The sequence below is a fragment of the Flavobacterium panacis genome (assembly GCF_024649945.1).
GTDB classification, from domain to species: domain Bacteria; phylum Bacteroidota; class Bacteroidia; order Flavobacteriales; family Flavobacteriaceae; genus Flavobacterium; species Flavobacterium panacis.
Genome location: NZ_JANKMS010000001.1, coordinates 648614 through 662684, shown reverse-complemented (window position 1 = coordinate 662684; position 14071 = coordinate 648614). Strand labels below are relative to the sequence as shown.

The 14071-nt window shown below is 33.9% G+C and carries 7 protein-coding genes; all 7 read left to right on the top strand.

Annotated features, from left to right (window positions below):
* Nucleotides 1-20: 20 nt before the first annotated feature.
* Entirely contained in the window at nt 21-590 is a 570-nt protein-coding gene (locus NQQ59_RS02820; protein ID WP_144213406.1) for an RNA polymerase sigma factor, read from the top strand.
* Nucleotides 591-790: 200 nt separating this feature from the next.
* Complete coding sequence (locus NQQ59_RS02815) at nt 791-1927, top strand: FecR family protein (protein WP_144213404.1); 1137 nt, start codon at nt 791-793, stop codon at nt 1925-1927.
* 135 nt (nt 1928-2062) lie between these two features.
* The gene (locus NQQ59_RS02810) at nt 2063-5719 is read left to right on the top strand and encodes a SusC/RagA family TonB-linked outer membrane protein (RefSeq protein ID WP_144213402.1); all 3657 of its coding nucleotides are present in this window, start codon (nt 2063-2065) and stop codon (nt 5717-5719) included.
* 4 nt (nt 5720-5723) lie between these two features.
* A complete protein-coding gene (locus NQQ59_RS02805) occupies nt 5724-7148 on the top strand; it encodes a RagB/SusD family nutrient uptake outer membrane protein (RefSeq protein WP_144213400.1) in 1425 nt (474 codons plus the stop codon).
* A gap of 5 nt (nt 7149-7153) precedes the next feature.
* Nucleotides 7154-9592: a zinc-dependent metalloprotease gene (locus tag NQQ59_RS02800; RefSeq protein WP_144213398.1), complete on the top strand. Its 2439-nt coding sequence runs from the start codon at nt 7154-7156 to the stop codon at nt 9590-9592.
* Nucleotides 9589-10110, top strand: coding sequence for a DUF3347 domain-containing protein (locus tag NQQ59_RS02795; protein WP_144213396.1), 522 nt, complete (start codon nt 9589-9591; stop codon nt 10108-10110). Before NQQ59_RS02800 ends, NQQ59_RS02795 begins: the two co-directional genes overlap by 4 nt.
* 773 nt (nt 10111-10883) lie before the next feature.
* On the top strand, nt 10884-14060 hold the full coding sequence (locus tag NQQ59_RS02790) for a SusC/RagA family TonB-linked outer membrane protein (protein ID WP_144213394.1): 3177 nt from the start codon (nt 10884-10886) through the stop codon (nt 14058-14060).
* The last annotated feature ends 11 nt before the right edge of the window (nt 14061-14071 follow it).

The following is a 14071-nucleotide window of genomic DNA, read 5'->3' as shown; positions in this document are numbered from 1 at the left end:
ATTAGCAACCCTTCAATTTAATGTCTGTTTACAACGAATATACTGATGATTTCTTATTAAATCTTCTCAAAGAAGATAATCAGTTGGCGTATACGGAAATTTTTGAACGATATTCTAAACTTTTAATTAATCACGCTTATAAAATTCTTGAAAATCAAGATGAAGCAAATGATGTGGTTCAAGAAGTGTTTTTGTCGATCTGGAACAAACGTTATGAATTGAATATCACAGGATCACTTTCTTCTTATTTATACAAAGCTGTAAAAAACAGAGTGCTTAATCATATCGCCCACGAAAAAGTGGTTTCCAATTATGCTGATTCTATTTCAGGTTTTATTGAAAATGATTATGTTTTTGCCGATTCTAATTTAAGAGAAAAAGAATTAGAAGCGATAATTGCTCAGGAAATTGCTTTGCTTCCAGAAAAAATGCGAGAAGTTTTTCTTTTAAGAAAGGTCGAAGAGCTTTCGTATGATGAAATAGCAATTCAATTAAATATTACAGATAAAACAGCGAAGCAACAAGTGTATAATTCGCTTAAAATTCTTCGAGAAAAGCTAAAATCTTTAATGAATGTTTTTGTTTGGTGAATTATTTCTCTGTTTTTTGTTAATTCTTTTTAAAAATATTTTTTACTATAACTTATTCATTACTAAATAGTAAGCTAACATATTGTTAGGTTTATTAAAGATATAGTAATAATTTTTTAATTTTTTTTTGTCATTGCCTATGACAAAACCTCATTATAACTGTCTTAATTATAAACAAGACCAAATTTCGTGTCGTAATTATGAATAAAACTGAAATCTCAGTATTACTGCAAAAGTATCAGGAAGGAACTTTATCTGCCGAAGATAAAGATAAACTAGATGCTTGGTATTTACATAAAGCTTCTAACAGCAATTTGCAACTCAATGAATACGAGTTGGAGGATAGTTACGAATTTGTAAAATCGAAATTGCCATTACAACAAGAAACAAAAGTGATTAGTCTTTGGCCTCGTATTGCAGTTGCTGCCTCTATTGCAGTAGTGCTAGGTACAGGATTATTCTATTTCACACAATCAAAGCAACAGTCGGTTCAGGTTGTGACAAAACCACAAGAAATTGCACCTGGAGGAAATAGAGGAGTATTGACCCTTTCTAACGGAAAACAAATTGTTCTTTCTGATATTTCTTCAAAAGATACTATTGCAAAAGAAGGAGAAGAAAACGAAGTAACCATCAAGATGAATGCTAATGGAGAGATTACCTATGTAATAAATCCAAATGCGGAAGGTTCTAAAGGTGATAATTCGTTCAACACACTTTCGACACCAACGGGAGGACAATACAATATTATTCTGGCAGACGGAACCAAAGTGTACTTAAATGCAGTTTCGTCTATTAAATATCCAACACAATTTAACGGAGATAAAAGAGTAGTAGAACTTGAAGGGGAAGCTTATTTTGAAGTGGCTAAAAATAAAAACAAACCTTTTATCGTAAAATCCGACAATCAGTCTATAGAAGTTTTAGGAACTCATTTTAACGTGCATGCTTATAACAATGAAGCTGTTGTAAAAACAACTTTATTGGAAGGAAGTGTTGCGGTTGCCTTCAAAAATCAGAAAACAATTTTAAAACCGGGACAGCAATCTGACATATCTGATAATGCTTCCAGAATTAAAGTGAGAGAAGTAGATACAGAAGAAGCAGTTGCCTGGAAAAACGGACGTTTCAAATTTGATAATGCTGATTTGAAAACGGTAATGAAACAATTGGAACGTTGGTACGGAATTACAGTTGAATATCGTGGTGATGTTTCAGATGTGAGATTTAACGGAGGAACGTTTAGAAATAAAAATTTATCTGAAGTATTAAAAGTACTTGAGCTTAGTAATATAAAATTTAAGGTTGAAGGAAAAACAGTTATCGTATATCCCTAGAATTTTAAGTTTAACCGAATATACTGGCCTATAAACTAAAAAACCAGAAGCAGTTGCGATGCTCCTGGTTGTTATCAAAGTTTATAGCTAGTATAAGTTGTCCACCTATTGTTTAACTATAACCAATGTAAATGTATGAAATTAAATTTACAACCAAAAAAACCTTACAAAAATCTTGGAAAAAAGATTCCCAAATCTAATTTTTCTACTTGTTTAAGTCTTTTAAGCGTACTGTTTATGCTGTTTTGCAGTTTTTCGACTCAGGCACAAACGATTACGATCAACTTTAAAGATGCGTCACTTGAAACTGTTTTAAAAGAAGTGGCAAAGCAGGCTAATCATGAAGTTTTTTATAATCAAAAACTGCTTAAAGATTCTAAACCTGTTACTGTTAACGTTAAGAATGCTTCTTTAAAAGAAACGCTAAATCGAATTTTCAGTAATCAAAATTTAAAGTATACGCTTACCAACCAAACTATTGTAGTAGCGGCTTCGGCTTCAGCTTCAAAAGATAAAAAGGAAAGCTTGGGAAACGAACTAATCGATATACAAGGAAAAGTACTAAATAACAAAAATGAGTCTTTTCCAGGTGTTACTGTGACCATTTCAGGAACGAACAGAACGAGTATAACCGATTTTGACGGAAGTTTTTCGTTTACTAAAATTTCTCCAACCGCTGTTCTTGAATGTTCGGGATTAACTATTGAAACAAAATCCTTTGGTATTGCAGGACGTACAGATCTTACACTTGTGGTAGAAGATAAAGTAGCTGCGATGAAAGAAGTTGTGGTAACGGGGTTTCAAACAATCGCAAGAAGTAATTTTACTGGAGCCATTGCTAAAATTGACGAAAAAACGTTAAATGAAAATATCAATCCTAATTTGACAGCTGCCATTGAAGGACGTGTTGCAGGTTTGATGTTTCAAAAAAATCCTAGTGGACTTGGTTCAGATCAACCGATCTTAAGAGGTATTGGTACTTTTTCTTCTGATCAAGTTGGATATAGCCCACTTGTAGTAATTGATGGTTTGCCAACGGAGTTGACTTTGGATGAAATAAATCCGTATGATATTGAAAGTGTAGACGTTTTGAAAGATGCAGCAGCAGCCTCTATCTATGGTTCTAGAGCGGCAAATGGTATTATCGTCCTAACTACCAAAAAAGGAAATGGTAAATTAAAAGTGACGATCAACTCAGATTTCTTTATCTCAGAAAAACCAAATTTGAGAGACATGAACTATGCTTCAACAAGCGAGTTAATCGATTTTGAACAAGCGGTTTACAATAGAGAAAGAGCCAGATTTGCAGATACTGCGACTATGTTTAGCAGTTATGGAGATATTGGAAATAGCAATCCAAAATATTACAGTCCACTTTATCAGTTAAATAGAAATCTGGAAGAGGGAAAAATTGATAATGCTACTTACAACACGACTCTTGCTCAGTGGAGAAAGAACGATTATAATAAAGATTACCGCGATAATGTTTGGCAGAATGAATTTAGACAACGTTATAATGTTGCTTTTTCAGGTAGTACAACAAAGCAAAATACTTATGTTTCTATTAATTACGATCAAGCTAAAAATCGTATAAAATACAATCAGGGAAGTAACTTTAATCTCTATGCAAAAAGCAGTTTTCAAGTAAACAATTGGTTAAATGCTACATTTGGAGTAAACGGAACGTATAGTAATGATGATGTTACAGAATTTGAATTGGGTAATTACGATATTCAAAAACGATACGAGCGCATTACAGACGATAATGGTAATTTAGTACAATCGTCATTTGCGTCTATCAGAGATGGTTTTACTTCGGGTGGTGCTCTTAATCCAGCTATGGTTGAAAAATTGGCAGGTTTAAGTGGTTTTAAATCAACGAATTTTAATGTTTTGGATGCGCTTAGAGAAGGAATTGAAGAACAAAATTCATTGAGTTTAAGAACTTTTGCTAACATTAAAGCAAAATTATATAAAGGTTTAAGTTTTAATTCACAGTTTCAGTACGAGGTTAGAAAAAATGACAGAGAGCAATACTTTGACGTTAATTCATACAAAATGCGTTCTGCTATCAATGCATTAACGGGATACAATCCGACTACAAATGTTTACACTTATGTGGATGCTTTTTCAACTGGAGGACGATACAAACAATCAAGTTCTCAGGCGAGTAATTACTCTTTTAGAAATCAGTTAGATTTTAATCAGGAATTTGCAGAAGGAAAACACTCTGTAAATGCTTTGGTTGGTACCGAAATGCGTGAAACTTTTATTCCTAGAAGTATAGAACAATTACGTTATGGTTACGATCCTGTTACGCTTTCTTCTGCGGTATTAAACAATCTTGCTCTTAGTCAAACGGGAGTTGCCAGTTATATTTTTGGAAGCAACAGAACTTTAGCTGCTTTAGGAAGAACACAGCAGGAAATCTTACACCGTTATTTTTCTATTTTTAGTACAGCGAGTTATACTTATTTATCCAAATATAATGTCACAGGAAGTTACCGTGTAGATAAAGCCGATTTGTTTGGAGTTGATCCGAAATACAAAAACCGTCCATTATGGTCTGTAGGTTTAGGATGGAACGTGAGCAATGAAGATTTCATGAAAGAGATTAAATGGGTAAGCATGTTGAAATTAAGATCGACTTACGGGATTAACGGAAACGTAGATCAAAGTACAACGCCTTTTATCATTGCGACTAGAAGAAATGATAACTTATATCAGTCGTTGCAATATACTAATATTACAGCGCAACCAAATCCAATGTTGAGATGGGAAAAAACGTCAAGTACTAATATTGGTTTAGATTATAGTTTGTTTAGAGCTAAATTAAACGGTAGTATTGATGTGTACCGTAAATACAGCAGTGATTTATTGGCTACTACAGATCTTGATCCTACTGTTGGTGCATTGTCAAGAAGAATTAATGCTGGAGCTTTATTGAATAGAGGTGTTGAATTTACTGTTGGATCTGAATGGTATAATAACGGAAGTTTCCGCATCAATTCTAATGTGGTTTTAGCCTTCAACAAAACAACAGTTGGGAAAGTGACAAGAGCTCAAGCCAGAGCATCTGAATATGTTTCTTCTCCAAGTACTTATTTTGAAGAAGACCAAGTATTTAATAGTTTATATGCTTACAAATACGGCGGAATGGTGAATGGATATCCATATGTTTTGGATGAAAACGGAAATCCGTCTATTACTTTTGATGACAATGGAAATCCAATTTCAACAAGTATCAAGACGATTACAAATCCAGATGCTTTAGTAAATATGGGAAGTTTAATGCCTACTTACACAGGTTCATTATCACAACGTTTTTCATATAAACAATTCGATTTGAATTTCTTATTTGTTTTCTCTGGAGGAAATGTAATGCGTAAAGAAACCATTGACATGAGTTCTGATGCTGTAAATCTTTCTGGTATTACAGATCGATACACAGATACAAACAGAAATGAAAATACTCGTTTGTATGTAGATTTAGACGAAAGCGTTCGAAACTATGCTGGAACGATCAGCAGTCAATGGAGAAATTCAAGTGCAAATGTGGTAGATGGAGATTATATTAAATTAAGAAATGTTTCTTTAGGTTATAATCTGCCAAAAGCTTTTGCAAATAAAATGAAATTAACTTCTGCAAAATTTACTTTCCAAATGAGTAATATTTGGTATTGGAGTGCTGCTGGAAATCGTATTGATCCTGAAGTTTATACACTAAATTCAGGTACTCGTAATTTACCATCGCCAAAAACATATTTATTTGGCTTTAATCTTACACTTTAAAAAAATGAAACAGATATATATAACAGTTCTGTCTTTGATGATGTTAACTATTTCATCATGTGACGATTATACAGAAATCACGCCTAAAGGAGCTTTGGTTATTGAAACTCCTGAACAATTTCTTGAATTAGTATCATTGCCAAATAGAGGTTATCCAATCAATAACTTTCAATATTTGTCAGACGATCAATGGATGAGAGAAGCAAATGTAATTGGAAGAACTCCAAATATTGATATTCTTAATTTTACTTTTGATGAAAGTGTAGACAGAGTTTCATTATTGACAGGTTCAAGTTTTTACAACCAAGCTTATAGTTATATCAACAGATGGAATACTATTATTTCATTAGTGGATAATAGTAAAGGAGATGAAAGTATCAAACAATTGGCAAAAGCCGAAGCTAAAATTTTCAGAGCTTATGATCACTTTTTATTAGTAAATACGTATGCAAAAGGATATGATCCGCAGACTGCATCTACAGATGGCGGAATCTGTATCATGGATAAATTTGATTTAGAAGCACAACCTTCAAAATCTACTGTTGCTCAGGTTTACGATTTTATTCAGAAAGATATCGAAGACGCGTTACCGCATTTAAAAGAAAAACCACTAGATGTTTATCATCCGTCATTAGCATTTGCGTATGCGTTTAAAGCTAAAGTGCATTTATTTAGACGTGAAATTGCTAAAGCGCAAGCAGCAGCAGAAAAATCACTTAGTTATAACAATCAAATATTTGATTTAGTAGCATATAACAAGCAAGGCGGACCAACTTCGGTTGCTGTTCCAGCGGCAAGTAACGTAGAAGTATTGAGCTACATGTACATGACAGGTTACAATGAAATGAACTTTGCGCAGAGTTACATCATCAGTCCAGAATTAAGAACTTTATTTGGTACAAATGATGGACGTTTTAATTTGTTTTTCAATTCTACAAGTACAACCAATTTAGATCAAGGTTCAGGTACAGCTTATTGGGCAACTCAGTACACCAGATTTTTCTATCCAACTGTTGGTATGAAAACCACTGAAGTATATTTAATTCTAGCCGAATGTTATGCGAGAGATAACAAGTTTACTGAAGCAGTTTCGGTTTTAAATACTTTAAGAGCAAAACGCATTCTTTCTGGTACGGTTGATTTAACTGTTCCAGCGACAAGAAAAGAAACAATGGATTTGGTTATTAACGAAAGAAGAAAAGAATTGCTTTTAGGATTTAACCGTTTCTTCGATTTGAAGAGATTAAACACGGAAACAGAATATGCTAAAACAATTACGAGAGTATTTCCATTAGTAAACAAAACTGTTCCTCAAAAAACATATACGTTACAGCCTAATTCTAGATTGTACATTATACCATTTCCTTTATCGGTTTTACAAAAGAACCCGAAATTGACATTAAACACAGACGAAAAAGTCCCATTTTAATTTAGATGAAAAAGTTAATTATTTTACTAATCATGCTGTCTGCCGGACAGCATGGTTTTGCTCAAACTCCAGAAAAAAAAGCTGACAGTACTGCCGCAACACCAAAAGGAGGCATGCTGGCTTACAACAAAGTCATTACAGATAAGGCCAAAAACAAATCAGGTCTTTTTACGATTAGTCAGGTGGATACGAAATATTATTTTCAAATTCCAGATAGCTTGTTTAATCGCTATATGTTGGTGGTAACAAGATATCTTTCAACACCAGAAGGTTTTAAAAGTTTTGGTGGAGAAAAAGCCAACGAACAGACTATTTATTTTGAAAAAGGAGCCAATAACATGGTCTTTTTAAGATCATTACAATACAGACAAGATGTTCGTTCTGCCGATTCAATGTTAGCGAAAGCATTAGCAGGAAGTAACGAAAATCCGATTGTAGCGGCACTTCTCATAAAAACTACTAATCCTGATACTAAAGATGTCGTAGTGGACGTAACGGATCTTTTCAAAAAAGAAAATGCAATGTTTTCTATTCAAGGAAAAGAAAAGACAGAGAAAAAGTTAACTTCTATTGCAGATGATAAATCTTTTATTGAAAGTGTAGATACCTATCCAATCAATATTGAAGTAAAAACGACAAAAACGTACACGAGTTCTACAGAAAGCAGCGGAAGTATTACGTTAAGATTAAACACTTCAATTGTATTGCTTCCAAAAACGCCAATGCGTAAACGTTTCTTTGATGAAAGAGTAGGTTATTTTGCTAATAAATATGTTTTGTTTGATGATGATGAACAGCGTGCTCAAACCAAATATATTGTACAGCGTTATCGCTTAGAACCTAAAGATAAAGACGTTAAAAAGTATTTGCGAGGCGAATTGGTTGAGCCGAAAAAACAAATTGTGTATTATATCGATCCTGCAACGCCAAAAAAATGGAGACCTTATTTAATTGCAGGTATCAACGACTGGCAGAAAGCTTTTGAAGCCGCTGGATTTAAAAATGCAATTGTAGGTAAAGAATGGCCAGAAGATGATAAAACGATGAGTCTTGAAGATGCAAGATATTCTGTAGTTAGATATTATGCTTCAGAAACTCCAAACGCTTACGGACCAAGAGTGAGTGATCCAAGAAGTGGAGAAATTATCGAAAGTCACGTAGGCTGGTACCACAATGTGATGAAATTAGTACAAAGATGGTACATGATTCAAGCAGGACCACTAGACGCAAGAGCTCGAAAAATGCATTTGGATGATGAATTAATGGGACAATTGATTCGTTTTGTTTCTTCTCACGAAATTGGACATACGATTGGTTTACGTCATAATATGGGGGCGAGTAGTGCTACTCCGGTAGAAAAACTTCGTGACAAGAAATGGGTAGAAGCAAATGGTCACACCGTTTCGATTATGGATTATGCTCGTTTTAATTATGTAGCGCAACCAGAAGACAATATTAGTCCGAAAGGAATTTATCCAAGAATCGGAATGTACGATAAATGGGCAATTCAATGGGGGTATGGATATTATCCAAATGCTAAAGATGAATTTGATGAAGAAAAATTATTAGCAAAATTAACGACTGATAGTTTAGCTGCGAATCCAAAATTATGGTTTGGAGGAGAAGGAAAAGAAGAAGATCCGAGAAGTCAGACGGAAGATCTTGGAGACGATTCAGTTTTAGCAAGTGATTACGGAATCAAAAACCTGAAACGTGTTGTTCCTAATCTAATTCAATGGACATACCAGCCAAATGATAAATACGATAATTTGGAAGATATGCACAAAGCAGTGGTAAGACAATACAGTACGTATTTGTATCATGTGCTTAAAAATATTGGAAACAATTATGTGACAAAAAGAACGGTTGATGAAAAAGGTATTGTTTACAAACCAGTTCCAAAAGCAAAAGTAAAAGCAGCAATTGATTATTTAGGAAGACAATTATTTGTTGCGCCACTTTGGATGTATCCAGCTGAAATCGATCAGCTGATTCCGATGAAAAGAGAAGAACAAATTTCAGATCAGCAGAATCAGGTTTTAAACATGCTTTTAAGCCCTGGAATGCTTTACAACATCAGTTTGAAATCGATGCAATTTGAAGGAGCTTATACAGTTCCTGAATTCTTAAACGATTTACAACAGACGGTTTGGGTGAAATTCAGCGGAGACGAACAACAAGATTATTACAGAAGAAGTTTGCAACGTGGTTACATCGAAAAAATGGGAATGCTTTTATTGCCAAAAGAAGTAGAACCAGGAAAAGCGTTAAACACAGCACAAAGAAGTGATATCAGATTGTATGGAAGACAACATCTTTTAAAATTAAAATCAGACATCACAAAGCTGATGGGTACAGCAACCGGAATCAACAAAGATCATTTCGAAAGTATTTTACTTGACATTGATAAAATTATAAACAAATTAGATAAACCTACATCATGAAAAAAGTATTAGTTATAGCATTCGTTTTCTTAAGCGGTTTAGCACAAGCACAGTTAACATCAAAAGAAGAAGTTGTTCCAGAATTAGTAGCAAAACGCGAAGCTGAAAAGAAAGAAATTACAAAAAATTACCTGGCTTTGAAAAACAGCTTTTTAACTTCAGACAGTCTTGCGGTGGTTAAAAATGCAGAGGCTTTGAAAAATTCATTAAAAAACTTCAAGTTTAAAAAATTAAGTCTTGAAAATATGAATGCAGCCACAACATCAAGAAGAGAACTTATTGAATTGGCAACACAGCTTACAGCGGTTAAAAACATCAATAAACAACGTAAAATTTTTGAAACACTTTCTGTAAAATATTGGGATCAGGCTGCAAAATTTAAAGCAGCAGATGAGACATTATACCTTCAGGTTTGCCCAATGACAGGCGCTGTGTGGACAAGTGATAGTAAAGAAATTAAAAATCCTTATTATCCAAAAAATATGCTGACTTGCGGTGAAGTAAAAGCAAGTTTGTAGTTTTTTTTAATTTGAATTAGTTTGATAAATACGGTATTCTGAAAGGGGCCGTATTTGTCGTTTCTACTATATTTTTTTCTGTAACAATTAAAAACAGTCAAAAAGAGGAAAAATGCCAAGCCGAAAGGTTTGGCATTTTTTTTTGTCAATATTCGAAATTCTTCTAAAAATTTAAAGTGTACTATTTCTTTTAAAATCGTCCTTTAAATTGCTTTTTCTACCTGCAAATTACTTTGGATTAGTAAAATTCTTATTAAGGATAAAATTTATTTGAATTTATAAATATTTGATTTTTAATTATTTAAAAATAAGTTATCGTTTTCGTTAACATTTTTTTTGCAAAAAAATGGCTGTAATACTTTCATATTTAAAATTTTAATATACTTTTGTTCTATCAAATTAGTAGAGTTTAAAATTTCCAATAATGAAGACAAGTAAAAACATCCCAGTTTCAAACAAACAGAAATCATTTAGCTGTTTGCATCTCATGTGCAGCTTCTGTTAAAAGTCTTCAATTCCCAATTTACACCAAATATTTATTAGAGAGAAACCTTAGTAATAGGGCAGATCTTTTATAGGCCAATCGAAATAATACTAATCAAATAAAAAAGAAGAAAAATGAAAAAACGAATGCGTTGCAGATAGAAACTATACCATTTCTAATTTGCTTCAGAAATGGTCAAGCTTAAAGAATTTATACATCTCAAAAAGGAAAACAGCTGGAGATTATCTCCTTTTGATTTAATCCTTATTTATTAAACTAAAATGAAATAATGAAAAAAATATTAAACAGATATATTGGTTTATGCATTTTATTGGTTTCTATAGGTGCTACAGCGCAGGAAACTAAACCATTGATCCAGTCTAAACTTGAAGGAACAATTATCGATGCGGTTACAAAAGATCCTGTTATTGGTGCTTCGGTAGTAATTAAAGGGACTACGCACGGTGTTCAGACCGATTTTGATGGTAAGTTTTTCTTCCAGACTGGACAAAAATTTCCTTATACCGTAATCGTAAGTTATTTAGGTTATAAAAAAGCAGAAGTTGTAGTCGATAAAAATGCAGTGGTTATTGAACTTACAGAAGAGCAAAATCAATTGTCAGAAGTTGTAGTTACAGCGCTTGGTATTTCAAAAGAAAAGAAGTCTTTAGGATATACAACTCAAGCACTTAAAAACAAAGATATTGCCGAGACAAAAGAAACCAACTTTTTAAACAGTCTTAGCGGAAAATTAGCAGGTGTTCGTATTACAAACTCCCAAGGAGATATGGGATCTTCTCGTATCATCATTCGTGGAGAAACTTCGATTGCAGGAAACAACCAGCCATTATTTGTGGTTGATGGAGTTCCTGTAGATAACTCACAGTTAGGAAGCTTTGGTGGCGCAACTCGTGATTTTAAAAATGCAATTGCCGATTTGAATCCAAATGATATCGAGACTTTGACAGTATTGAAAGGGCCAAACGCGGCCGCTCTTTACGGTTCACGTGCAGCACATGGTGTTGTTTTGATTACGACTAAATCTGGGAAAAGCCAAAAAGGATTAGGAATTACAGTAAATTCAGGTATTACAATTTCTCAGGTGGCTACATTACCAAGTTTTCAAAACTCTTATGGACAAGGTTCAAACGGAAGATTTAGCTTTGTTGATGGAAAAGGAGGCGGTATTAATGATGGTGTAGATGAAAGCTGGGGACCAAGATTGGATGGACGTCTTATTCCGCAATTTTTCTCAAATGGCCAGGCAGTACCTTTTGTTGCGCATCCAAACAATGTGAAAGATTTCTTTAATACTGGTGTGACTTATGATAACAGTATTTCTGTTGCTAGATCAGATGAAAAATCAGATTTCCGTTTAGGAATAAACAATCAAAAGCAATTAGGAACAGTACCCAATAGTGAAGTAAATAAAACCAACTTTACAATTAATACCAACTATCAAATTTCAAAAAGCATAAGAGTAGGAGTTACAGGTAACTATATTACGACGAATGCTCCAGCTTTACCAGGTGGACCGTCTGGTAACCGTGCTGCAGGTGTAATGCTTCAGTTTCTTTGGTTCGGACGTCAGGTTGATATCAATGAATTGGAAAGAAACAGGGACGTAAACTGGAACAACAGCTACTACAGTAATCCATATTGGAATGCCTATTACAATACCACAAGTCAGCAACGTAACCGTTTTATTGGTGATGTTCATTTGGATGCTAAATTGGCTGAAGGGCTTAACTTTAAATTCCGTACAGGAGTTGATTATTACAATGATAGAAGAAAGTACACCATCAAATATGGTACAAACGGAACACCTTTCGGATCATATGCTGAAGATGCTTACACGGTAAATGAACAAAATACAGAAGGTATTTTCACTTATACTAAAAAATTAAACGATGATTTTAGTTTAGATGCTCTTGCTGGATTCAATATTCGTAATCATAGCGACGCCAACAATTACCAAAAAGCGCCTCGTTTGGCTGTACCAGATTTATATACTTTAACTAATTCAAGAGATCCATTAACATCATCGAATTATTTATCGAGATTAAGAGTATATAGTGCATATGCTTCAGCTCAATTAGGCTATAAAAATTATGCTTATTTGAACCTGACTGCACGTAATGACTGGTCATCAACATTACCAAGCAATAACCGTTCTTATTTCTATCCTTCGGTTAACGGAAGTTTGATTTTAACGGAAGCATTGAATATCAAAAGCAACACACTTGATTTCTTAAAATTACGTGGTGGTTGGTCTGAAGTAGGTAATGATGCAGATCCATATCAATTATCAACAATTTATAATTTCCAGACTGCATTTGATGGAAATCCAATTCAGACTTCTTCACAAAAGAAATTAAATGAGAATCTGAAACCAGAAACAACTCGTTCAACAGAGGTTGGTTTAGAAGCTACTTTCTGGAAAAACAGATTGCATTTTGATGTTGCGTATTACAACACAAACAGTTTCGATCAAATTTTGGAGATCAAAACAACAGCTGCAAGTGGTTATAATTCACAGTTGATAAATGCTGGTAAAATTAACAACAGTGGTATTGAGATTCAATTAGACGGAAGTCCAATTCAAACTGAAAACTTCAAATGGAACATTGGAGCAAATTATTCTAGAAACAGAAGTAAAGTAGAAATTTTGGATTATGCGAAACAAATTCAAAACTATACCATTGGTTCTTCAGGAGGTGTTGAAGTATTAGCATCTGTAGGACAAGCTTACGGAGCACTTTACGGAACAGCTTATTTACGTGATGCAAGCGGAAATATTGTAGTAGGAGCAAACGGATTACCAAAAGCAGATCCGACAAAAAGAGTTTTAGGGCATTACACTCCAGATTATCTAGCTGGTGTAACCAATACATTGACTTACAAAAATCTTGAATTATCATTTCTTGTTGATGCAAGTGTAGGTGGAGAAATTTTCTCAGGAACTAACAGAACTGGGACATACACTGGAGTTTTAGCTTCTACACTTCCGGGACGTGGTGCTGAGAATGGAGGTTTAGGTTACTATATTGATGGTACAACCAAAACGTTGGTAAACGGAACTACACCAACAGGAGCGACAGTCTATGATGATGGTATGGTGTTTAAAGGAGTATACGATGATGGAACTCCAAACAAGACCGTAATCAGTGCTCAGGAATATTACAAAGCATCATACAACATTAGCGAAGCTTATATCTATAGTTCAACTTTTGTAAAAATGAGAGAAATAAAACTGGCTTACAATTTCAATAAGTCATTTGTTAAAAAGCTGGGATTAGAAGGAGCAAGCATTACTGCAGTTGGTCGTAACCTGTTCTTTATCTACAAAGATGCACCAAATATTGATCCTGAAACGGCTTTCAATACTGGAAACGCACAAGGTTTAGAGAGTTTGTCTTTGCCAACAACCAGAAATTTCAGTCTTAATGTTAATCTTAAATTCTAAAAACACGAAAT